Origin of the sequence: Arthrobacter sp. 2MCAF15 (assembly GCF_052115605.1) — a bacterium.
Lineage (GTDB): Bacteria > Actinomycetota > Actinomycetes > Actinomycetales > Micrococcaceae > Arthrobacter.
This window is the reverse complement of record NZ_JBFRGZ010000003.1, coordinates 263,814-286,301: the sequence shown is the minus strand read 5'-3', so window position 1 is coordinate 286,301 and position 22,488 is coordinate 263,814. Positions and strand designations below refer to the sequence as shown.

Sequence of the window (22,488 nt, the reverse complement as noted above, 5' to 3'; positions counted from 1 at the left end):
CCTATCTAGCCGGGAAAGTGCCTCATAGCTTGAAGGCATGACTGCCGGAGGCGCCGCGGGGTTGGACGGACCCGCCTCGGATGCAATGTTGAAGCTGGGCCGATTTTTCACGAAATGGGACCAGACCGGCGACGGCAGGGCGGTGTTCCGGGAAGGCGGCCGCAAGGGCGACATCTTCTACCGGGACCGCTGGAGCCACGACAAGGTGGTCCGGTCAACGCACGGGGTGAACTGCACCGGCTCCTGCTCCTGGAAGGTGTACGTCAAGGACGGCATCATCACCTGGGAATCCCAGCAGACCGATTACCCGTCGGTGGGTCCGGACAGCCCGGAGTACGAGCCGCGGGGCTGCCCGCGCGGGGCGGCCTTCTCCTGGTACACCTATTCGCCCACCCGGGTGCGCTTTCCCTATGCGCGCGGCGTCCTGATCGAGATGTACCGCGAGGCAAAGGCCCGGCTGGGTGACCCGGTGCTGGCCTTTGCCGACGTCGTGGGGGACCCGGAACGGCGCCGCCGCTACCAACAGGCGCGCGGCAAGGGCGGCCTGGTGCGCGTCTCCTGGCAGGAGGCGATCGAAATCGCCGCCGCAGCGCACGTGCACACCATCAAGGCCTACGGTCCGGACCGCTGCGCCGGCTTCTCGCCCATCCCGGCCATGTCCATGGTCTCGCACGCCGTAGGGACCCGATTCATCCAGCTGATCGGCGGGGTGATGACGTCCTTCTACGACTGGTACGCGGACCTGCCCGTGGCCAGCCCGCAGGTGTTCGGGGACCAGACCGACGTCCCGGAATCGGGTGACTGGTGGGATGCCGGGTACCTGATGATGTGGGGCTCCAACGTCCCGGTGACCCGCACCCCGGACGCGCACTGGATGGCCGAGGTGCGGTACCGCGGCACCAAGGTGGTCACGGTCAGCCCGGACTATGCGGACAACACGAAGTTCGCCGACGAATGGCTGCCCGCCCAGGCCGGAACTGACGCCGCACTGGCGATGGCCATGGGGCACGTGATGCTCAAGGAATTCTTCGTCGACCGTGACGTGCCGTTCTTTTCCGACTACGTCCGCCAGTACACGGACCTGCCGTTCCTGGTCCGGCTCGAACGGCGCGGCGACGGCTCCCTCACCCCGTCGAAGTTCCTCACCGCGAAGGACCTCCCGCTGGAGTCCGGGGCCGAGGACGCGGCCTTCCGCACCGTCCTGTTCGACAAGAAGACCGGCCTGCCGGCCGTGCCCAACGGGTCCATGGGGTTCCGCTACTCCGGCAGCGGCGAGGGCAAATGGAATCTGGACCTTGAGGGAATCGAGCCCGCACTGTCCCTCCGCGAGGTCTCCGGGGACAGCGCGGAGATCCTGCTGCCGTGCTTCGAGGACGCCGGCGGGGCCGGCAGCGTGCTGAGGCGCGGCGTGCCGGTCCTCGAGGTGGAGGGCCAACTGGTCACCACCGTGTTCGACCTCATGCTGGCCCAGTACGGCGTCGGCCGCGATGGGCTGCCGGGGGAGTGGGCCGCTGGCTACGAGGACGCCTCGACGCCCTACACCCCGGCCTGGCAGGAGGAAATCACCTCCGTCCCGGCGCAGGCCTGCATCCGGGTGGCCCGGGAATTCGCCCGCAACGCCGAACAGTCCAAGGGCCGGTCCATGATCATCATGGGTGCCGGGATTTGCCAGTGGTTCCACGGCGATACCACCTACCGGGCCGTGCTTGCCCTCGTGATGCTGACCGGCTGCATGGGCCGCAACGGCGGCGGCTGGGCGCACTACGTCGGCCAGGAAAAGACGCGCCCGGCCACCGGCTGGGTCTCGCTGGCCAATGCGCTGGACTGGTCCCGGCCGCCGCGGACCATGATCGGCACCGGCTACTGGTACATGCACACGGACCAATGGCGGCAGGACGGCTACTCCGCCGACGCACTGAAGTCCCCGCTCTCCACCGGAAGCCTGGACGGCATGCACACCGCCGACGCGCTGGCCCAGTCCGCACGGCTGGGCTGGATGCCGTTCTACCCGCAGTTCGACCGGAACCCGCTGGACCTCGCGGACGAGGCGGAAGCCGCCGTCGCCGCCGGCACCGCCAAGGACACTCCCGCCTACATCGCCGACGCCCTGAAGAACCGCACCCTGAATCCGGCGATCGAGGACGTGGACGCCCCGGAAAACTGGCCGCGGACCCTCGTGCTGTGGCGCTCCAACCTGTTCGGCTCCTCGGCCAAGGGCAACGAGTACTTCCTGCGGAACCTGCTGGGCACTCACAACAACGTCCTGGGCCCGGACCATGCCGAGGGGCTCAAGCCCAAGGACGTGAAATGGCACCAGCAGGCGCCGGAAGGGAAACTGGACCTCCTGGTCTCCGCGGACTTCCGGATGACCTCCACCACACTGCTGTCCGACGTCGTGTTCCCGGCCGCCACTTGGTACGAGAAGCACGATCTGTCCTCCACCGACATGCACCCGTTCGTGCACGCCTTCAGTCCCGCAATCGACCCGCCGTGGGAGACCAAAACGGACTTCGACGCCTTCCACCTGCTCGCCCAGGAGTTCTCCCGGCAGGCCAAAACGCACCTGGGCGTCCGCCGGGACCTGGTGAGCGTGCCGCTGCAGCACGACACCCCCGGCCAGCTCGCCCAGCCGGGCGGGATCGTGCGGGACTGGCGGGACATGTCCATCCCGGCGGTCCCGGGGCAGAACATGCCCATTTTTTCCGTGGTGGAACGGGACTACACCGCCATCGCGGACAAGCTGGCCGCCGTCGGGCCGCTGGCCGACAAACTGGGCTTCACGGTCAAGAACGTCACCTACAAACTTGCCGGACCGCTGGAGAGGCTCAGCCGCTCGAACGGGGTGATGCTCGGCGGCGCCGCGGACGGCCGCCCCGCGATCGACACCGACGCGAAGATGGCGGAGGCCATCCTGGCTTTCTCCGGCACGACGAACGGGGCGCTGTCCGTGCAGGGCTTCAAAGACCTGGAGATCCGCACCGGGAGGAAGCTCGCGGACCTGGCCGAGGGCTCCGAGGAAAAATTCATTACCTTCGCCCAGACCCAGGCCGCCCCGGTCCCGGTGATCACCTCGCCGGAATGGTCCGGCTCCGAGACCGGCGGCCGCCGCTACGCACCGTTCACCATCAACATCGAGCGGCTCAAGCCCTTCCACACGCTGACCGGGCGGATGCACTTCTTCCTCGACCACGACTGGATCCGGGACATCGGCGAGGCCCTGCCGCTCTACCGGCCGCCGCTGGACATGCACCGGCTCTTCGGCGAGCCCAGGCTCGGCCAGGACGGGTCAATGGAGGTGGTGGTCCGCTACCTGACCCCGCACTCCAAGTGGTCCATCCATTCCGAATACCAGGACAACCTGCTCATGCTTTCGCTCTCCCGCGGCGGGCCCACCGTCTGGATGAGCCCCGCCGACGCGGCGGCCATCGAGGTCAAGGACAACGACTGGGTGGAGTGCCTGAACATCAACGGCGTCCTGGTGGCCCGGGCGATCGTCAGCCACCGGATGCCCGCGGGCGTGGTCTACGTACACCACGCGCAGGAACGCACCATCGACGTGCCGAAGTCCGAGGCCACCGGGCGGCGCGGCGGGATCCACAACTCCGTGACCCGGCTGCTGGTCAAACCCTCGCACCTGATCGGCGGCTACGCCCAGCTGGCCTACGCGTTCAACTACCTCGGCCCCACCGGAAACCAACGCGACATGGTGGCCACCGTCCGTCGTCGTTCCCAGGAGGTGCAGTACTGATGCGTGTCATGGCTCAAATGGGCATGGTCATGAACCTGGACAAATGCATTGGCTGCCACACCTGTTCCGTGACCTGCAAGCAGGCCTGGACCAACCGTGCGGGCACCGAATACGTCTGGTTCAACAACGTCGAAACCCGCCCCGGCCAGGGGTATCCGCGCCGCTACGAGGACCAGGACAAGTGGCGCGGGGGCTGGGTGCTGAACAAACACGGCAAGCTGGTCCTCAAGGCCGGCGGCCGGGTGAAGAAGCTGCTCGGAATCTTCGCCAGCCCGGTCCAGCCCGAGCTCAAGGACTACTACGAGCCGTGGACCTACGACTACAAGACCCTTGTGGACGCTCCGCTGGGCGATGATTTCCCGGTGGCCCGGCCGAAGTCCCTGATCACCGGTGAGGACACCAAGATCACCTGGTCGGCGAACTGGGACGATGACCTGGGCGGTTCCGCCGAGAACGGTCACCTGGACCCGATCGTGGAAAAAGTCCGCCGCGAATCCGAAGACAAGATCAAGTTCGCCTACGAGCAGACCTTCATGTTCTACCTGCCGCGGATCTGCGAACACTGCCTGAACCCCTCCTGCATGGCCTCCTGCCCATCGGGAGCGATCTACAAGCGGGTCGAGGACGGGATTGTCCTGGTGGACCAGGACAAATGCCGCGGCTGGCGGCAGTGCGTCACGGGCTGCCCCTACAAGAAGATCTACTTCAACCACAAGACCGGCAAAGCCGAAAAATGCACCTTCTGCTACCCGCGGGTGGAAGTGGGGCTGCCCACGGTCTGCTCCGAGACCTGCGTTGGCCGGCTGCGGTACCTGGGATTGTTCCTGTACGACGCCGACGCGGTCACCGGCGCGGCCGCCGTCACGGACCCGCAGGAACTCTACGACGCCCAGATGGACGTGCTCCTGGACCCGGACGACCCCGCCGTCCAGGCCGAGGCCCGCGCCCAGGGCATCCCGGAGGACTGGATCGACGCCGCCCGGCGCTCGCCGGTCTACGCCCTGGCCAAGGTCTACAAGGTGGCGCTGCCGCTGCACCCGGAATACCGGACCATGCCGATGGTCTGGTACGTGCCGCCGCTCTCGCCCGTGGTGGACCTGCTGCGCGACCAGGGGCACGACGGCGAGGACGCCGGCAACCTCTTCGGCGCCATCGACGCGCTGCGCATCCCGGTGGAATACCTCGCCGAACTCTTCACCGCCGGCGACGCGGACCGGGTCACCGCTGTGCTGAAGAAGCTCGCGGCCATGCGCTCCTTCATGCGCGGCATCAGCCTGGGCAACGACCCGGACGACTCCATCCCCGAGGCCGTGGGGATGGACAGCCAAAGCATGTACGAGATGTACCGGCTGATGGCAATCGCGAAGTACGAGGAGCGCTACGTCATCCCGAAGGCCCACGTGGAGCAGGCCCACGACCTCGAAGAGATGGGCTGTTCCCTCGATTTCGAGGGCGGACCGGGCATGCAGGATTCCGCCCCGTTCGGCGAGGCCAGCGGCCGGCCCGTCCCGGTGGCGGTGGAGACCTTCAACGCCCTCCGCGACCGGCAGACCTCCGGCTCCGCGCCCGGCGAGTCCACCCTGCGCGGCAGGGTGAACCTGCTGAACTGGGACGGCACCGGTGCGCCCTCCGGGCTCTTCCCTCCTCCAACCAAGCCCGCTGGCTCCGCGGCGGTCCCTCCGGAGGGGGAGCAGCCGTGACCCGCCGCCAGCAGGTCCTCTACCTCGCCGCAGCGTGGTGCCTGTCCTACCCGGATGAGGAACTGATCGGCCGGGTCCCGCTGATGCGGGCCGCGCTGGCCGAGTTTCCGGGGGCCGCGGCGGACTTCGCGGAGGTCCTGGATCAGCTGGAGTCCACGCCGCCGATGCAGCTCCAGGCCCACTATGTGCGCGAGTTCGACCTCGGCAAGCGGCACGCCCTGCACCTGTCCTACTGGACGGACGGGGACACCCGGCGCCGCGGCGAGGTCCTGGGCAACTTCAAGAAGACCTACCGGCAAAGCGACATCCTGGTGGACACGCACGGCGAACTGCCCGACTACCTCCCGATGGTCCTCGAGTACGCGGCCCTGGTGGATCTCGCCGCCGGCCGCGAGCTGCTGACGCGCTTCCGGGCGAGCCTTGAGATGCTCCGCTTCGGGCTGCTGCGGGACGAGCTTCCGCACGCCCGGATCCTGCAGGCCATCTGTGCCACGCTGCCCGGGAAATCCCCGGCGGACGAGCAAGCCGTCATGCGGATGGCGGGCTACGGCCCGCCCACCGAGGCCGTCGGCCTGGACCCCTACGATCCGCGCCTGCTGCCCGTGAAGGGGGCCTGACCATGCTGCCATCCGAAGCGGAGCCCGGATCCGCCGTCGAACTCTCCGCACTGGACATCCTGCTTTGGGGCGTGCTGCCGTACGTCATGGTGGTGGTCCTAGTCGGCGGGCTGGTCTGGCGTTACAAATACGACCAGTTCGGCTGGACCACAAGGTCCTCCCAGCTCTACGAGTCCAGGCTGCTGCGGATCGCGTCCCCGCTGTTCCATTTCGGCCTGCTCGCCGTGATCGCCGGCCACTTCTTCGGTCTTGTCATTCCGATGGTGTGGACCCAGGCGGCGGGGATGAGCCAGGAGTTCTACCACTTCAACGCCCTGCTGGTGGGCGGTGTGGCCGGGGTGGGGACCCTGGGCGGGATCATCCTGCTGATCTACCGCCGCCGCACCACCGGGCCCGTCTTCATGGCCACCACCGGGAATGACAAGACCATGTACGTGGTGCTGACGGCGGCGATCGTCTTCGGCCTGTGGACCACGCTCGCCAGCGTCTTTGAGGGCGAACACGGGCACAATTACCGCGAGACCGTAGCCCCGTGGTTCCGGTCGCTGTTCATCTTCCAGCCCGACATCGCGGCCATGGCCGCGGCGCCGTTCTCCTTCCACCTGCACACCCTCGTAGGCATGGCGCTGTTCGTGATCTGGCCGTTCACCCGCCTGGTCCACGCCTTCACGGCACCATTCCACTACCTCTTCCGTCCCTACATCGTCTACCGATCGCGGGACCGGGACACCGGCGGGGCCGGAGCCAAAGGGGCAGCCGGCTCCGCAGGCGCCCGGAGCTCCACGGTCGCCACGCGGCGCGGCTGGTCCGCGGTCGGGACCCGGGACCGGGACACCAGGAACCGGTAGAACGGGTGCCATTTGAAGTGCGTGGAAACCCGCATCACTGAACTGAAAAGGAGACCATCGTGGCCGGAGCAGTGTCCCCGTCCGTCGCTGCCCCCGCCGGGAGGACGCTCAACCTGGTGCTCGCCACCTCGGCGTCGGTGGCGGGCTTCTGGGCCTGGAACTCCATCGCCACGCTGGGCTCGTACTACACCCTGAACCTGCACCTCAACCCGGCCACCACCGGGGTGCTCGTGGCCATGCCCGTGTTCGTGGGCTCGCTGGGGCGGATCGTCGTCGGCACCCTGACGGACAAGTACGGCGGCCGCGTCATGTTCACGTTTGTCCTGCTTGCCTCCATCCTCCCGATCATGCTCGTGGCAGTGGGCGGCACCATCAACTCCTTCGCGCTCGTGCTGGGCGCCGGGGTGCTGCTGGGGGTCGCCGGAACCGTCTTCGCCGTCGGGATCCCCTTCGTCAGTGCCTGGTACGAGCCCGCCCGGAGGGGCTTTGCCACCGGCGTCTTCGGCGCGGGCATGGGCGGAACGGCCCTGGCGGCCTTCCTGAACCCCAGGCTGGTCGCGAGCATCGGCTACTTTCCCACGCACGTGCTGATTGCCGCGGTCCTGGCGGTCATGGCCGCCCTCGTCTGGTTCCGAATGAAGGAGGCACCGGGCTGGACCCGAAGCAACGCGCCCGTGATGCCCAAACTGGTCGACGCCGCGAAGACGCCGGTCACGTGGAAGTTGTGCTTCCTCTACGCCGTCCTCTTCGGCGGCTTCGTCTCCTTCGCCACGTATCTGCCCACCTACCTGCGGGATGTCTACAGCTTTGATCCCAGCGCGGCCGGCGCCCGCACCGCAGGATTTGCGCTGGCCGCCGTGCTGGCGCGGCCCCTGGGCGGGGTGCTGGCGGACAAGGTCGGCCCCAAACCCGTGGTGATCGTCGCGCTCGCCGGCGTCGCGGTGCTCGCCTGGGTGGTGAACCTGCAGCCCGACGGCGACGTCCCCGCCGGCCTGACGTTCGTCGCCATGGCTGCCGCGCTGGGTCTGGGCGCGGGCGGAGTGTTCGCCTGGGTGGGCGTGCTTGCGCCGCAGGGCAAAGTGGGCAGCATTAGCGGGGTGGTCAGCGCGGCCGGAGGCCTGGGCGGCTACTTCCCGCCGCTGATCATGGGAGCCACTTACGACGCCGCAGCGCACAGCTACGCGATCGGGCTGCTGCTGCTCGTGGTCACAGCGCTCGGGGCGCTGGCCTTCACGATCTTCGCCATGCAGGGCCGGACCAAGGCGAAGGTCGCGGCGGCCTGACCTGAGCCGCGAACCGGAAGGCGGCTAGCCGAACAGCAGGGTCGCCACCGTGAAGATGGCCAACCCGGCGAGGGCGCCCACCACCGTGCCGTTGATCCGGATGAACTGCAGGTCCTTGCCGACCTGCAGTTCGATCTTCTGGGACGTTTCCTCGGCATCCCAGCGCGCCACAGTGTCCGTGATGACCCCGGCGATGTCCGAGCGGTAGGTCTTCACCAGGTAGCCCGCTGCGTCGCCGATCCAGGCGTTCACCTTGCCGGCGAGCTCGGGATCGACCACCAGCCGGGTGCCGAAGTCATGCACAGCGGCCTTGAATTTGACGGTCAGTTCGCTGTGCGGATCATCGACGGCGCTGAGCAGGGCCGACTTGATGGTCTCCCAGGTGCGGGAGGCGAGCTCGCGGACCTCGGGATCACCAAGGACCTGCGCCTTGACGCCCTCGGCACGGGCGATCATCACCGGGTCATGCTGCAGGTCCTGCGCGAGTTCCTTGAGGTACTTGTCGATCGACTGGCGGACCTGGTGGTGCGGATCTGACTGCACGGCGCGGGTGAACTTCAGGATCTCCACGTACACCTTGTCGCCCACCAGCCCGTCCACGAACGAGGGCACCCACGTCGGGGAACGGTCGGTGACCAGCCTGTTGACCGTCTCCTGGTTGTCCCGCACCCAGTCCACGGTGCGGTCTACCAGCAAATCCACCAGCGCGTGGTGATGGCCGTCGGCGAAGATCCGTTCCGCGAGCCGGCCCACCGGCGGCCCCCACGGCGGAGTGAGCAGGTGCTTGCGGACCATGGACTCGATCACGGCCTGGACGTCGTCGTCGTTGAGGACCTTGAACGCGCCGCGGATGACGGCGGCACCCTCCTTGGCGACGCGGTCCGGCCCGCCGGGGCTGGACAGCCACGCCCCGGCCTTGCGCGCAATGTCCGCGGACGCCAGCTTCTCCTTGACCACCTGTTCGGAGAGGAAGTTGGTCTCCACGAATTCGCCCAGCGAGGCCCCGATCTGGTCCTTGCGGCGCGGGATGATCGCCGTGTGCGGAATCTTGATTCCCATGGGGTATTTGAACAGGGCCGTGACGGCGAACCAGTCGGCGAGGGCGCCCACCATGCCGCCCTCGGCGGCGGCGCGGACGTATTCGAATCCCGGATACTGCTTCTGCAGGGCGAACGCGATTACGAAGATCACGGCCATGACAACCAGGAGCGAGAGCGCCAGGAGCTTCATCCGGCGCAGCGCCGCCGCCTTGTCGGCGTCGCTGGACGCGGCGGGCCGCCGCCCGGCGGGGCCATCCGGAATGCCGCCGGGGCGGTCCGAGGCGCGGGTCGGGGCAGTTGGCTCAGTGTTCACCTGCATGAGCCCAGCCTAGTCCCGCCGGGGGCCCGGCAGTCCGCTAACGTGGCACCATGACCACAGAGCAGTCCGCCGCCGCCCGTCCACTGGTCTATGCCCACCGGGGCTCCAGCGGGGCCTTCGCCGAGCACACCCGGGCCGCGTACCTGCAGGCAATCGCCGACGGCGCCGACGGGGTGGAGTGCGACGTCCACCTGACCCGGGACCAGCATGTGGTGCTGCTGCACGATTCCACGCTGGACCGCACCTCTGACGGCACCGGGCAGGTCGCGGACCGGACCCTGGATGAGCTCCGGCTGCTGGACTTCTCTTCGTGGAAGGGAGCCCGGATCCCGGAAACCCACGGCGCCAAATCCGAGCAGTTCCTGACGCTGCCGGAATTGCTCGACATCCTGCGCGCGGCCGGCCGCCGGATCGGCCTGGCGATCGAGCTCAAACACCCCAGCCCGTTCCACCTCGGACTTGAGGACCGCGTCCTTGAGGTGCTCAGGAACGAGGGCTGGGATCCGGCGACGTCCATGCTGGAGAACATCAACGTTTCCTTCATGAGCTTTAGCCCCGACGCCGTGCGGCATCTGCTCGAGTCCGTGCCGGCAGAGGCCGTCTGCCAGCTCGTCGACGACGTCAACGTGGCGGAACTCCGTGAGGAACTGGGCCTCGGCGCCCTGACCGGCGGGGCACTGGCAAACGTCATGCGGGCCGCCCAGACCGAAGGCGAACGGATCCTGGACGCGGCCGAGGCAGGCATCGCCGGCCCCGGCATCGGCTACGTCCGCGCGCACACCGGGACCGTTGAGCGCTGGCTCGGCTCCGGTCTCCGGTTCCGGGTATGGACCGTCGACGCCGCGGACGACGTCGAAAAGTGCCGGGAGCTTGGGGTCCAGGAGATCACCACCAACTGGCCGGCCCAGGTCCTGTCCCAGCTCATGGCGGACAGCCAGCCCCTTCGGTAAGAGTCCGGTCCGGCCCGTCCGCGGAGGCCGTGCGGCTCCCGAGTGGACGCCCTGCGGATCCCTTGTGGATTACGGACGGCGGGACCGCTGTGGTTGAGTGGTTGCATGCCATTTCGCTGGTCCGGCCGGGACCTCCAGACGCTGTCCGCGGCAGCGATGAGTGCGCTGCTGCTCACCAGCGCCGCCAAGCACTTCCGCGAGCCCGAATTCTTCCACCCGGTGGTCCCTGGCTACCTGTGCCGTGACGACTCCGGCGCGCAGCCCAACGGCCCCCTGGCCGTCCTGTCTCGCGAGGAATGGGTGGCCGCGAGCGGCCTGCTGGAAGCGGCCACCGCCGTCGGGCTCCTGGTCCCGGCCGCACGGAGGGCCGCCGCCGGCTGCGTCACTGCAATGTTCGCCGCGTTCCTCTCCGGCCACGTTGATGCGCTGATCACGGCCTACGGGCCGGAAGGCACGCCGCGCCGGCGGCGCGTGCATACGCTGCGGCTCCCGCTCCAGGCACCCCTCATCGCGTGGGCCTGGACCCTGACGAGGCGGACCCGGCGGCCGTGAAAATCCTGCGGTCGCCGGCGGTGCGGATCGGGTTGTCGATCAGCATTGCCACCGGTCTCTACGGCGTCTCCTTCGGCGCGCTGTCCGTCACCTCGGGCCTCGACTTCTGGCAGACCATGGCCCTGAGCCTGCTGCTGTTCAGCGGCGGCTCGCAGTTCGCGTTCATCGGCGTGGTGGCCGGAGGCGGGTCCGGCGTCGCCGCGATGAGCGCCGCAACGCTGCTCGGGATGCGCAACGGAATCTACGGCATGCAGATCAACGCCCTGCTGCAGCCGCGCGGGTGGCGCAGGTTTGCCGCGGCCCAACTGACCATCGACGAGTCCACCGCCACGAGCACCGGGCAGGCCGACCCGGACGAGCAAAAGCGCGGCTTCTGGACCGCCGGCATCGGCGTCTTTGTCCTTTGGAACCTGTTCACGGCGCTCGGGGCTCTGGCCGGCGGGGCACTCGGCGATCCCAAACAATGGGGACTCGACGGCGCCGCCGTGGCGGCCTTCCTGGGCCTGCTCTGGCCGCGCCTGAAGGGCAAAGAACCTGTGGCCATCGCGGTTGTCTGTGCACTGGCCACTGTGCTGGCGGTGCCGTTCGTACCCCCTGGAGTGCCGATCCTGGTCGCCGCCGTGGTCGCCGCCGGAATTGGCTGGTTCAGCCACGGCCGCAGCGACGAGGGCCTGGAACCGGACGTCGATCCCTATGCGGAGGACCACGCACACCACCACGATGCGACCGGCGACCATCACGGACACCGCGGTGAACAGCCCGGACACCGCCCTGGAGGTGGCGCATGAACCTTTGGATGTGGCTGCTGCTCTCCTGCCTGCTCGCCTACGCCTGGAAGCTGCTCGGATACCTGGTACCGGCCAGCCTGCTCCAGAACCCGCGGATGTCCAGGATCGCCGGAACCATGACGATTGGGCTGCTGGCGTCCCTGACGGTGGTCAACGCCGTCGCCTCGGGCCAGTCGCTCGTCCTGGACGCGCGGCTGGGCGCATTGGCCGCTGCGGGCATCGCCTTGTGGTTCCGGGCACCATTCCTGGTGGTGGTGATCGCCGGCGCGGCGGCAGCGGCCGGGCTCCGGCTGCTGGGCTGGAACTGACCGGTTTCCTCTGCCCCTGCCTGCGCGGCGGGCCCTGGCAGGTGTAGCCGGAATGGTCTTTAGTCCCTACTTGTCACCGGGCACGCGTGGGAGCATTCGACCATGAGCGAACACGACGGCGGGCAGGACGCTGCGGCCAAAAACGCCGCCGACCATGAGGCTGCCGGGGACGCTGCTGCCGACCCGGAGGCTGCTGCCGACCCGGACGAGGCTGCGGATCAGGACGATGCGGGGCCGCGCAAGGATCAGCGCGCCAAGCAGCACGAGCCGTTTGATTCCGGCGGGGCCGAGTCCACGAGGGAAATGCGCGAGGTGTCCCGCCGCCGTCGGGACGCCGAAGGGAAGCTGCAGCAGCACCTTCAAGAGGCCAAGGAAAAGCCGGCCGAGGACTAGCGACGGCCGAAAGCGGCTAGCCGAGAACGGCGTCGAACGCGGTGCCCGGCAGTGGTGCCTGCGGCGGCAACGCCCGGTCCGGCCGCTCCGTCCGGATGGCGTCCTCAACCAGCGCAACGGGCCGCCGCCACGCGTCGGAGCCGGGTTCCATCGTGTCCACGACGCCGATCAGCATGGCCAGCAGGCGGATCATGTCCGTCATGGAAATATCGCTGCGCAGGGTGCCCTGGCCCTGGCCGCGGCCCAGCAGCACGGCGATGGACTCAATCAGCCCGCCCGTGATGCCGGTCAGCAGCCCGCGCCGGCCGGCGACAGCTCCCAGGAGGTTGGCTTCCTCGCTGGCGACATGCATGGTGGCATCGATGACCCGGAAGAGTCCGGCAGCGGCGTCGGGATCGGCCAGGGCCTCATCGATGGCCGGATCCACCTGGAGCCGAAGCTGACGGTTCAGGGCCGCGAGCACCAGTTCTTCTTTGTCGGCGAAATTCCGGAAGAGCGTGGCCGGGCCCACTCCCGCGGTGACGGCAATAGTTTGCAGCGGCACGTCGGGGCCGTGTTCGCGGAAGCACTGCCGGGCCGCGGCGATGATTTTGTCCACGTTGCGCGCGGCGTCTGCGCGGAGCGGCCTGCCCTCTACTGCCCGGTTCATTTGCCTAGGTTAGCAACGCACGGCCTGCTCGAACCGGTTACCGGCGGGTAGTGATTAATGTGACGGTTTCGGAGGCAAATCCGGGCGCCGCCGCCGGGAATCCCGTGAAAGACTGATGCGGGACAGCCCGGAATTTCGGCCCCGCTGTCCGGACTGAGTGAAGGGAACCACTACATGCTGGTCGCATTCTCCGTAGCACCCTCCGGTGACCCCGCCAACGGGCTGGCGCCCGGCGACGCGTCGGTCCACGACGCCGTCGCAGCCGCCGTGCGGATTGTCCGGGAGTCCGGTCTGCCGAACCGGACGAGTTCGATGTTCACCGAGGTCGAGGGGGAGTGGGACGAGGTCATGGACGTCGTCAAACGGGCCACGGATGCTGTGGGCGCCTACGGTTCCCGCGTCTCGCTGGTGCTCAAGGCGGACATCCGGCCCGGTTACAGCGGCGAACTGACCGGCAAGGTGGAGCGGCTTGAAAGCGCGATTGGCGGACAGGACGGCGGGTCCGTGCCGGACGTTTCAACCCGGCCGGGCACGTAAGGCCCGGTCCGCGCCCAAACCGCGGAGGCCGACCCCCGGGGCGGAGGCCGTCCCCGGAAACCGCGCCCGGAGGCTACCGCCGCGCCGGAAACCGCGCCCGGAGGCTACCGCCGGGCCCGGGCGGCTGGAACACTGGGGGACATGATCGAGCATCTGTCCACCCCCGGCTGGGTCGCCGTCGAGAACTTCCTCTCCGACGTCGTGGTCCGCCCGGACCCTGCGCTCAAGCGCGCCGTGACCACCGCCCTCGAAGCGGGCATGCCGCCCATCGAAGTGGCCCCCAACGCCGGCAAACTGCTGAAATTGCTGGTCCAGCTCTCCGGCGCCCGCCGCGTGCTGGAAATCGGCACACTGGCCGGCTTCAGCACCATCTGGATGGCCCAGGGACTGCCCGACGGCGGCCGGCTGGTCACCTGCGAGTACCTCCCCGCGCACGCCCGCGTGGCACGCGCCAACGTCGACGCTGCCGGGCTGGGCCACAAGGTGGACATCCGGGTCGGCGCCGCGCTCGACACCCTGCACGAGCTCGAAAGCGAAGCCGGGCCGCCCTTCGATTTCGTGTTCATCGACGCCGACAAGGAAAACAACCCCCACTACCTGGACTGGGCCATCCGGCTCGGCCGGCCCGGCACCACCATCGTGGTGGACAACGTCGTGTGGGAAGGTGCCGTGCTGGACGCGTCCATGGACCCGGTGAACGCCCCCGGGATCATCAGCGCACTCCAGATGATCGGCGACGACCCGCGGCTGGACGGCACCGTCATGCAGACCGTGGGCTCGAAAGGCTGGGACGGATTCGCCCTCGCCACGGTCCTCTAGCAGGCAAGAGGCCCTCCGCTGGTGGGCACGGGATGGCCTGTTAGGGCCCTCCCTCCTGTCCGCCGGATCCTGCCGCCTGCCTGCCGCCTGAGGATTCATTGACGCTGGAACCCGGCCGCTCCACACTGAAGGAATGGATGCCGTGGAGAACGAGCCCAGCATTGATAAGGTTGTCGACCGCCTGGCTGCCCGGTTCCCGCACGTACCGCGGCCACACATTGCCGGTGTCGTTGGCGAGGAATTCGACGCCCTGAGCGCCGGCCGGATCAGGACATTCATACCCACGCTGGCCGAGCGCGGGGCCCGCGTGCGGCTCCAAAGCGAGTTCGGGATCAGAGCCGCCAGCGACTGACCAGCCGCGAATACGCCGGATACCTGCCACATCGCCGGAACGTTCCGGCGAGCCCGCACCCCTCCGGCGATTTCGACGTCGGGGTCGTGGACGTCGGGGGGCAGGTCGAGGGGCGTCGTGGGGCCTAGGCCGGGGCCGTCTGGCGGCCTACTCCGGGTCCATGTGCAGCACGGCCGCACCCGTGATCCGGTCCTCCGCGAGGTCCAGCAGGGCCTGGTCCGCGGCCGAGAACGGGTACGCCACGGTGGTGGGGCGGAGCGGGATCTCGGCGGCGATCCGAAAGAACTCCTCGCCGTCTGCCTTGGTATTGGCCGTCACGCTGCGCAGCTGGCGCTCCTGGAAGAGTTCGTCGGAGTAGTGCAGCGGCGGGATGTCGCTCAAGTGGATGCCCGCGACGGCGAGCGTCCCGCCGCGGTCCAGGGCGCGAAGCGCAACCGGCACCAGCCCGCCTGCGGGGGCAAAGAGGATCGCGGCGTCCAGCGGATCCGGCGGCTGCTCCTCGGCCCCGCCGGCGAACGTCGCGCCCAAGATGAGTGCCAGCTTGCGCGCATCCTCGGACCGGGTCATGACGTACACCCGTGCACCGCGGTAAAGGGCGATCTGGGCGGCCAGATGCGCGGAAGCACCGAAGCCATAGATGCCCAGCCGGCCGCCGATCGGCAGCTCCGCCCGGCTCAGCGCACGGTAGCCGATGATGCCTGCGCACAGGAGCGGCGCGGCCTCCTCGTCGCTGAACGCGTCCGGAATCCGGTAGGCGAAGTTCTCGGCCACCGTAATGAGCTCGGCGTACCCGCCGTCGCGGTCCCAGCCGGTGAACGTGGGGGACAGGCAGAGGTTCTCCTGTCCGCGCAAACAAAACCGGCAGGCGCCGCATGTACCGCCCAGCCAGGCCACCCCCACGCGTTCGCCGAGGCCGAACCTGGCCGCCCCCGGGCCGTTCCCGATCACCTCGCCCACAACCTCGTGGCCCGGGATGATCCCCGGATGCCGCGGCGCGAGGTCGCCTTCGGCCAGGTGCAGGTCCGTGCGGCACACACCGCAGACCCGCACTTTCAGCAGGACTTCGCCGTGGCCCGGCACGGGGTCCGGGCGCTCGACGGCCACGAGGGGGCCGCTGGACATCGGCCCCGGAAGTCCAACTTGCCAGGCGCGCACCGCGGCCTCCTTCTCTGCAACCCGTGCAGTTCGAATCCGTGCGTTCGCGGCGGCTAGCGGGTCACCAGCACGTTGAAGCCCGCTTTGTGCAGCACCCCGGACACGGTGTTGCCGGGCCCGGCCAGGGGGCTGTGGGTCCCCAGCACCAGGACGTCGGAGTCGGCCGCGGCGGCGAGCAGCTCCCGGGCGGCGCTATGGCCCTCGCGCAGGACCCCCGAAACCTCGATCGCGGAGCCCAGTCCGCGGGCCTCGTCGACGGCGTGGTCCAGCAACTCCTGGCCGTGGAGCGTGCCGTGGCGGCCGTGTTCTTCCCGGGCGCTTCCCCGCTGCGTAGCGACGTGGACCAGCTGCAGCGGTGCGCCGAGGACGTCAGCGAGCCGGACAGCCTCGGCCACGGTGGCCGGGCTGCGGGGCGAGGCATCAACGCCCACCACGACGGGGTGCTCGGGGCTGCGCCGCCGCCGGACCACCATCACGGGGCAGGGCGCAGAGCCCGCCAGATCAAGGCAGACGGAGCCGGCCACCTGGTCCAGGACAATGCCAAAGCCCCGGCTGCCGACCACCAGCAGCGTTGCGCCGCGGGCTGCATCGCGCAGAACGGGCGCCGGGAGTCCGGCTTCCATGACGCCGTCGACGTCGGGTCCCCAGCGTTCCTGCTCATGAGCGGGAACGGCGCGTTCGACGCCGGGCGGCGAGACGCCGGCGGCGTCAGGGGCCGAGTCAGGGGGCGCTGCGTCGCCGCGTGCTGCTTCAGGACCTGCGGACGGGAGCGCCTGCCCGGGAATTGCGCCGGTCATTGTGTCGGGTTCCGCGACGCCGGCCGCTTGTCCGGGGCGCGTGGCGCCGCCTGCTTCGAGAACCGCGGCGCGGGCCAGTTCGATGCCCTCGGCCAGGATGGCCTCCGCGGAGTGCCGCAGCCCGCTGCCGGCCACGCCCTTGACGGGGCCCAGGTTCTTGGTGAAGACCGGCCACACCCATGCGTGGACCACCAGCAGGTCAAGCCCGGCGGCGGCCGCGTAGCCGGCGGCCCACTGAAGGGCGAGCTGGGCGGCCTCGGACCCGCCGTAGCCGACGGCCACGATGCCGCCCTGCTTCCCTGCGGGTGCCGACATTTTCCCTCCCGGCTCGGCGGACGCACCCGTTGGCCCAGCACCACGTGCAGGCCCAGTACAGCCCCGCTCCCCGGGAATGGCTAGGGGCTTTGGTCCCGCGGATTCTCCTCGTCCGGCGGCCCCGAAAGGGGAGCGGGGGCGTTCCGACCGGGCAGCGGGGACCGGGAAACGGGCGCGGGGGCCGGCCTGCCGGTGAACTAGGGTTGAATCATGCACAATGCGGGGGATATCTGATGGCCAAGCGGGGCAGGGGGCGGGGCGCCGGGACCGCCGAGCCTGGTGTGGTGGAAGTGCCCAAGGGTTCCCGCCCGGCCGGTCCCGTGGCCGGGGTGTATTACATCGACACCGGGGACTGCGAGCTGATCCCGGACCAGGACAATTCCACCGGCTGGCTCCTGCGCATCAACGGCGTCATGAGCTCCCACATTGACCTCGCGGACCCGTTGTTCCTGGACTTCGAGTACATGCGCTGGATGGCCGCGCTGGTGGAGTCGCGCTGGCCCCGCGATTCAAAGCCCAAGCTGCGCGCCCTGCACCTGGGCGGCGGAGCATGCTCGCTGGCCCGCTATTTCCACGCCGCCTACCCGGACGCCCGCCAGGTCGTCGTGGAGTTGGACGGCAAGCTTGCCGACTACGTCCGCGGCTGGTTTGACCTGCCCAAGGCCCCGCTGCTGCGCCTTCGCGTGGGAGAGGCCCGGGAAGTCACCGAGAGCCTGACACCGCAGACCCGGGATCTGATCATCCGCGACGTCTTCGCCGGCTCGCTGACCCCGCGGCCGCTCACCACCCGGGAATTCGCCGAGCACGCCAAGCGCGTCCTGGCGCCGGGCGGAATCTATGTGGTGAACTCCGGCGACGCCCCGGACCTCAGGAATGCCCGCGAAGACGCCGCCACGATCGCGGACGCCTTTGCCCACACCGTGATCATCGCTGATCCGGCCATGCTCAAGGGCCGGCGCTACGGCAACATGGTCATGGCCGGCAGCGACCACCCGTTCGACGACGATCCCGCCCTCGCGCGCCGCCTGCTCGGCGGTGCGGTGCCCGCCCACATCTGGAACGACGGGAAGGTTCGGGCCTTCGCGGCCGGCGCCACCGTCCGCCGCGACCCGAAGCGCTTGATCCTGGAAGAGCCAGCGGCTGAGACCCCGGCTGACTCATCGACTGCTCCGTAACGGCCCTTTTGCGGCCTCATAAGGGCGCCTACGGAGCAATCGATGCGTCAATCGATGGGCCAGCCGACGGCGGCACTCCCCGTCCCAGCAGCGCGTCGCGGTGCGCCGCGGTCTGCTCCCGCAGCGCCTGCACGAGGGCCGCCACTGCCGGCCGGCGCATCGAATCGGGCCGCAACACCATCCAATAGGGGAGCAGCTCCGCGAATTCCTCCGGCAGGAGCCGGACGAGGTCCGGATGCAGGTCGGCGGCGAAGCAGGGCAGGAACCCGATCCCGGCCCCGGCGCGGGTGGCCTCCACATGGACAAAGACGTTGGTGGAGCTCAGCCCGTCCCGCATGGCCGGCACCAGCCGCCGCGGGGCGTCCAGATCGTCCACCTGCAGCATCGAGTCGACAAAATACACGAGGGAATGCTCTGTCAGTTCCTTCACCGTGGCCGGCGTGCCGTACTCGGCCAGGTAGCCGCGGGAGGCGTACATCCCCAGCATGTACTCGCCCAGCTGGGCGGCCTCCGCACGGTGCACCTGCGGCTCCCCGACCACCACTTCGATGTCCAGGCCGGAACGCTGCTGCAGTGCCCGGCGGGTCACGGTGATGATCTCGACGCTGAGGCCCGGATGGTCGCGGCGGAGCCGGGCCACGGCCGGTGCGGCAATATAGGCGCTGAAGCCATCCGTGGCAGTCATGCGGACGACGCCGGTGATCGGATCCGGGGTGTGCCCGGGCTGTTCCAGGGTGCGCACGGCACTCTCCACCTGCTCGGCCACCCGTACGGCCTCGGCGCCGAGCTCGGTGAGCTCCCAGCCGCCGGACGCGCGGGAGAGGACCCGGCCGCCGAGGGCCTTCTCCAGCGCCGCAATCCGCCGCGAGACGGTGGTGTGGTTCAGTCCGAGAGTCTGGGCCGCCGTCGTAAATTTCGCCGAACGGGAGACGGCGAGCAGGACCAGCAGGTCATCAGGATTGGCGTTCATATCTGCAATTCTGCACATACTGGGTGCCGGTTTGGCCATTGAATCGCCGCGAATGTGCAGCAATACTCAATGGAGCCATTTCAGTGCTGTGCGTCACAGCGCGTGTCACCGTGGACACTAAGGAGAATCAGATGAGCGTAAACGAACGCTCTGCAACATCGCCCGCCGCACCCGCATCCAAGGGTTCCGGGCTCAAGAAAATCGTCGCAGCATCGATGGTGGGAACCGTCGTCGAGTGGTACGAATTCTTCCTCTATGCCACCGCCGCCACCTTGGTGTTCGGCAAGTACTTCTTTCCCCCCACCGGCAACGAACTGGACGGCATCATCCAGGCGTTCCTGACCTACGCCGTCGGTTTCGTGGCCCGCCCGCTGGGCGGCGTGGTCTTCGGCCAGATCGGCGACAAGCTCGGCCGCAAGCCCACCCTGCAGCTCACCATCATCATCATCGGTGTCTCCACCTTCCTGATGGGCTGCCTCCCGGGCTTCGCCACCCTCGGCTACCTGGCGCCGGCACTGCTGGTCTTCCTGCGCTTCATCCAGGGCTTCGCCCTCGGCGGCGAATGGGGCGGCGCTGTCCTGTTGGTCGCCGAGCACAGCCCCAACAAGTCCCGCGGCTTCTGGTCCAGCTGGCCGCAGGCCGCCGTACCCGTCGGCAACCTGCTGGCCACCCTGGTCCTGTTCATCATGTCCAACGTGCTTAGCTCCGCCGACTTCCTTAGCTGGGGTTGGCGCGTGGCGTTCTGGCTCTCCGCCGTGATCGTGTTCGTCGGCTACTACATCCGCACCCACGTCTCGGAGTCGCCCATCTTCCTCGAGGCCAAAGCCCAGATGGAAGAAGAGCAGTCCGTCAGCTACGGCGTCCGCGAAGTCATCCGCAAATACCCCAAGGGCATCCTGCAGGCCATGGGCCTTCGGTTCGCGGAAAACATCATGTACTACCTCGTGGTCAGCTTCGCGATCGTCTACCTGAAGAGTGTGCACAAGTACGACACCTCCTCGCTCCTGCTCGCCCTGCTGATCGCCCATGTCATCCACTTCCTGGTCATCCCGCAGGTGGGACGGCTCGTGGACAGCTGGGGCCGGAAGCCGGTCTACCTCGTCGGTGCCATCGCCGGTGCCACGTGGCCGTTCTTCGCCTTCCCGATGTTCGATACCCGCAACCCGGTGGTCATCGTCCTGGCCGTCACGATCGGCCTCTGCCTGCACGCCTTCATGTATGCCGGCCAGCCGGCCCTCATGTCGGAGCTCTTCCCGACCCGGATGCGCTACGCCGGGGTCTCCCTTGGCTCGCAGGTCACCTCGATCTTCGCCGGTTCGCTGGCGCCGCTCCTGGCCACCCAGTGGCTCAAGGACACCGGCTCCTGGCTGCCGACCGCGATCTACCTGGTGGTCGCCTGCGCCATCACCACCGTGGCAGTGCTGAGCCTGAAGGAAACCAAGGGCATTGCGCTGGAGGACGTGGACCGGGCCGACGCCGAACGCGAAGGCCTGCCCGTAGCGGCCATGCGCTGAGCTGCCTGAATCACTGGGCTGCTTGAGTTTTGGGCCGGCTCCAGCCACGCTGGAGCCGGCCGCCTCATCGAATTTTTGATATGGAAGGCAGAGTTATGGAACAGACGCTGAACGGACGCAAGGCCCTGGTCACCGGCGGAGCCGGCGGGATCGGCGCAGCCAGCGTCCGGGCCCTGGCAGCGCGCGGGGCCAAGGTGGTGATCGCGGATATGGACGAGTCCGCCGCCGCCGCGCTCGCCGACGAGGTCGGTGGCACGTCCTGGGCGGTCAACCTGCTGGACGTGGAGTCCCTCGAATCGGTCAGCCTGGACTGCGACATCCTGGTCAACAACGCCGGAATCCAGCGCATCAGCCCCATCGAGGAGTTCGATCCTGCCGACTTCCGCCGCATCATCACCCTCATGCTCGAGGCGCCGTTCCTGCTGATCCGGGCCGCGCTGCCCCACATGTACGCCAACAACTTCGGCCGCATCATCAACCTGTCCTCCGTGCACGGGCTCCGGGCCTCACCGTTCAAGAGCGCCTACGTCTCCGCCAAGCACGGACTGGAGGGCCTGAGCAAGGTAACGGCCCTCGAAGGCGGGGCGCACGGCGTCACATCCAACTGCATCAACCCCGGCTACGTCCGGACCCCGCTGGTGGAGGCGCAGATCGCCGACCAGGCCAAGGTGCACGGCATCCCGGAGTCCGAGGTGCTGGCCAAGATCATGCTGACCGAATCGGCGGTGAAGCGGCTCGTGGAGCCCGAGGAAGTCGCGTCCCTGGTGACGTGGCTGGCCTCGGACGACGCCGGCATGGTCACCGGCGCCAGCTACACGATGGACGGCGGCTGGTCCGCGCGGTAGGCCCCGCCGCTCAAGACCAACACGGGGTCACTTAGCGCCCATTCGGAGGGCATTAGAGGGCGCTAAGGCCCCGCGTTGTGCTGCTCCTGGATCAGGGTGCTAGTCCTTGTTGCCGACCAGGGCCAGGGTGCTGCCCAGCCCGATCATCATCACGCCGCCGGTGGTGCTGAGTGCGGCGATCCGGCGCGGCGAGCGGGCAAACCAGTGCCGGGCCGTTCCCGCCGCGAGGGACCAGGTACTGTCCGACACCAGGGCAATCAGCAGGAAGACCACGCCCAGGGTTCCGAGCTGGACAGGAATCGCGCCGGCGGAATAGTCCACAAACTGCGGAAGCACGGCCACGAAGAACACAATCGACTTGGGGTTGGTCGCACCCACAATGAAGCCCTCCCGCAGCACCCGCGCGGTCGAGGACGGACCGGCGGAAGACGCCCCCGCCGTCCCGCTGCCACGGTGCCGGATTGCCTGGATTCCGAGGTAGACAAGATAGGCAGCACCGGCGAATTTCACCACGCTGAACAGCAGCAGGGACTGGGCCAGCACCACCCCGACGCCCAGGGCCACCGCGGCGATCTGCACCAGCTCGCCTGCCGCATTCCCCACAACGCTCAACAGGCCGCCCCGGCGGCCCAGGGCAAGGGTCCGTCCGATCACGAACAGCACGCTGGGCCCCGGGATGGCGATCAGGACGAAGGCGGCAAGGGCAAAGGCCAGGAGGTTGGCGACTGGAACCATGCCTGATCTTAACCCCGCGGGGCCGCTCGCGGCAGGTGCGCCGGGGGATGGCCGTGCTACCGCCCGGCAGACCGACCGG

22 protein-coding genes are annotated in these 22,488 nt (G+C 68.7%); 16 read left to right on the top strand and 6 right to left on the bottom strand.

Translation table 11 applies throughout. The annotated features are described in order from the left end of the window. Nucleotides 1-37 precede the first annotated feature (37 nt). The 5 genes from AB4089_RS04980 to AB4089_RS04960 are packed head-to-tail and all read left to right on the top strand — an operon-like array spanning nucleotide 38 to nucleotide 8,196. Nucleotides 38-3,748, top strand: coding sequence for a nitrate reductase subunit alpha (locus AB4089_RS04980; protein ID WP_441408178.1), 3,711 nt, complete (start codon nucleotides 38-40; stop codon nucleotides 3,746-3,748). After that, complete coding sequence (narH, locus tag AB4089_RS04975) at nucleotides 3,748-5,448, top strand: nitrate reductase subunit beta (RefSeq protein ID WP_441408177.1); 1,701 nt, start codon at nucleotides 3,748-3,750, stop codon at nucleotides 5,446-5,448. Before AB4089_RS04980 ends, narH begins: the two co-directional genes overlap by 1 nt. Further along, a complete protein-coding gene (gene narJ / locus AB4089_RS04970) occupies nucleotides 5,445-6,065 on the top strand; it encodes a nitrate reductase molybdenum cofactor assembly chaperone (RefSeq protein WP_441408176.1) in 621 nt (206 codons plus the stop codon). Before narH ends, narJ begins: the two co-directional genes overlap by 4 nt. A 2-nt stretch (nucleotides 6,066-6,067) precedes the next feature. Next, nucleotides 6,068-6,913, top strand: coding sequence for a respiratory nitrate reductase subunit gamma (narI, locus tag AB4089_RS04965; protein WP_441408175.1), 846 nt, complete (start codon nucleotides 6,068-6,070; stop codon nucleotides 6,911-6,913). Between the two features lie 59 nt (nucleotides 6,914-6,972). Beyond that, complete coding sequence (locus AB4089_RS04960) at nucleotides 6,973-8,196, top strand: MFS transporter (protein ID WP_441408174.1); 1,224 nt, start codon at nucleotides 6,973-6,975, stop codon at nucleotides 8,194-8,196. 24 nt (nucleotides 8,197-8,220) lie between these two features. On the opposite strand, the gene AB4089_RS04955 is transcribed toward AB4089_RS04960, so the two are convergent. Further along, nucleotides 8,221-9,555 carry a DUF445 domain-containing protein gene (locus AB4089_RS04955; RefSeq protein WP_441408173.1) on the bottom strand — a complete coding sequence of 445 codons (1,335 nt, stop codon included), beginning with the start codon at nucleotides 9,553-9,555 and terminating at the stop codon, nucleotides 8,221-8,223. A gap of 50 nt (nucleotides 9,556-9,605) precedes the next feature. Here AB4089_RS04955 and AB4089_RS04950 point away from each other — a divergent pair, with 50 nt between their 5' ends. The 5 genes from AB4089_RS04950 (at nucleotide 9,606) to AB4089_RS04930 (ending at nucleotide 12,546) form a co-directional block, all read left to right on the top strand. After that, on the top strand, nucleotides 9,606-10,505 hold the full coding sequence (locus tag AB4089_RS04950) for a glycerophosphodiester phosphodiesterase (protein ID WP_441408172.1): 900 nt from the start codon (nucleotides 9,606-9,608) through the stop codon (nucleotides 10,503-10,505). Nucleotides 10,506-10,610: 105 nt separating this feature from the next. Beyond that, a complete protein-coding gene (locus AB4089_RS04945) occupies nucleotides 10,611-11,057 on the top strand; it encodes a DoxX family protein (protein WP_441408171.1) in 447 nt (148 codons plus the stop codon). Beyond that, complete coding sequence (locus tag AB4089_RS04940) at nucleotides 11,018-11,845, top strand: AzlC family ABC transporter permease (RefSeq protein WP_441408170.1); 828 nt, start codon at nucleotides 11,018-11,020, stop codon at nucleotides 11,843-11,845. The genes AB4089_RS04945 and AB4089_RS04940 overlap by 40 nt, the downstream gene beginning before the upstream one ends. Beyond that, complete coding sequence (locus AB4089_RS04935; RefSeq protein WP_441408169.1) at nucleotides 11,842-12,153, top strand: AzlD domain-containing protein; 312 nt, start codon at nucleotides 11,842-11,844, stop codon at nucleotides 12,151-12,153. Before AB4089_RS04940 ends, AB4089_RS04935 begins: the two co-directional genes overlap by 4 nt. 102 nt (nucleotides 12,154-12,255) lie before the next feature. Further along, entirely contained in the window at nucleotides 12,256-12,546 is a 291-nt protein-coding gene (locus AB4089_RS04930; protein ID WP_441408168.1) for a hypothetical protein, read from the top strand. Between the two features lie 16 nt (nucleotides 12,547-12,562). On the opposite strand, the gene AB4089_RS04925 is transcribed toward AB4089_RS04930, so the two are convergent. Further along, on the bottom strand, nucleotides 12,563-13,195 hold the full coding sequence (locus AB4089_RS04925; protein WP_441408167.1) for a TetR/AcrR family transcriptional regulator: 633 nt from the start codon (nucleotides 13,193-13,195) through the stop codon (nucleotides 12,563-12,565). 174 nt (nucleotides 13,196-13,369) lie between these two features. Here AB4089_RS04925 and AB4089_RS04920 point away from each other — a divergent pair, with 174 nt between their 5' ends. The 3 genes from AB4089_RS04920 (at nucleotide 13,370) to AB4089_RS04910 (ending at nucleotide 14,903) form a co-directional block, all read left to right on the top strand. After that, complete coding sequence (locus tag AB4089_RS04920) at nucleotides 13,370-13,732, top strand: thiamine-binding protein (protein ID WP_441408166.1); 363 nt, start codon at nucleotides 13,370-13,372, stop codon at nucleotides 13,730-13,732. Nucleotides 13,733-13,873: 141 nt separating this feature from the next. After that, nucleotides 13,874-14,551, top strand: a complete 678-nt coding sequence (locus AB4089_RS04915; RefSeq protein WP_441408165.1) for an O-methyltransferase — start codon at nucleotides 13,874-13,876, stop codon at nucleotides 14,549-14,551. A gap of 133 nt (nucleotides 14,552-14,684) precedes the next feature. Continuing rightward, nucleotides 14,685-14,903, top strand: coding sequence for a three-helix bundle dimerization domain-containing protein (locus AB4089_RS04910; RefSeq protein ID WP_441408164.1), 219 nt, complete (start codon nucleotides 14,685-14,687; stop codon nucleotides 14,901-14,903). A 147-nt stretch (nucleotides 14,904-15,050) separates the two neighbouring features. Here the strand turns inward: AB4089_RS04910 and AB4089_RS04905 are convergent, their stop codons facing one another. After that, on the bottom strand, nucleotides 15,051-16,058 hold the full coding sequence (locus AB4089_RS04905; protein WP_441408163.1) for a zinc-dependent alcohol dehydrogenase family protein: 1,008 nt from the start codon (nucleotides 16,056-16,058) through the stop codon (nucleotides 15,051-15,053). Between the two features lie 53 nt (nucleotides 16,059-16,111). After that, nucleotides 16,112-17,170: a universal stress protein gene (locus tag AB4089_RS04900; protein ID WP_441408162.1), complete on the bottom strand. Its 1,059-nt coding sequence runs from the start codon at nucleotides 17,168-17,170 to the stop codon at nucleotides 16,112-16,114. Nucleotides 17,171-17,403: 233 nt separating this feature from the next. Between AB4089_RS04900 and AB4089_RS04895 the strand changes: the two genes are divergently transcribed. Then, a complete protein-coding gene (locus AB4089_RS04895; RefSeq protein WP_441408161.1) occupies nucleotides 17,404-18,345 on the top strand; it encodes a spermidine synthase in 942 nt (313 codons plus the stop codon). A gap of 28 nt (nucleotides 18,346-18,373) precedes the next feature. Here AB4089_RS04895 and AB4089_RS04890 read toward each other — a convergent pair whose 3' ends face one another. Then, complete coding sequence (locus AB4089_RS04890; RefSeq protein ID WP_441408160.1) at nucleotides 18,374-19,315, bottom strand: LysR family transcriptional regulator; 942 nt, start codon at nucleotides 19,313-19,315, stop codon at nucleotides 18,374-18,376. Between the two features lie 131 nt (nucleotides 19,316-19,446). Between AB4089_RS04890 and AB4089_RS04885 the strand changes: the two genes are divergently transcribed. Both AB4089_RS04885 and AB4089_RS04880 read left to right on the top strand, forming a co-directional pair. Beyond that, on the top strand, nucleotides 19,447-20,829 hold the full coding sequence (locus AB4089_RS04885) for an MFS transporter (RefSeq protein WP_441408159.1): 1,383 nt from the start codon (nucleotides 19,447-19,449) through the stop codon (nucleotides 20,827-20,829). Between the two features lie 95 nt (nucleotides 20,830-20,924). Next, nucleotides 20,925-21,674 (top strand): 3-hydroxybutyrate dehydrogenase, encoded by a 750-nt coding sequence (locus AB4089_RS04880; protein WP_441408158.1) that lies wholly within the window; start codon nucleotides 20,925-20,927, stop codon nucleotides 21,672-21,674. Nucleotides 21,675-21,773: 99 nt separating this feature from the next. Here the strand turns inward: AB4089_RS04880 and AB4089_RS04875 are convergent, their stop codons facing one another. Beyond that, nucleotides 21,774-22,409 (bottom strand): LysE family translocator, encoded by a 636-nt coding sequence (locus tag AB4089_RS04875; protein WP_441408157.1) that lies wholly within the window; start codon nucleotides 22,407-22,409, stop codon nucleotides 21,774-21,776. Nucleotides 22,410-22,488: the final 79 nt, after the last annotated feature.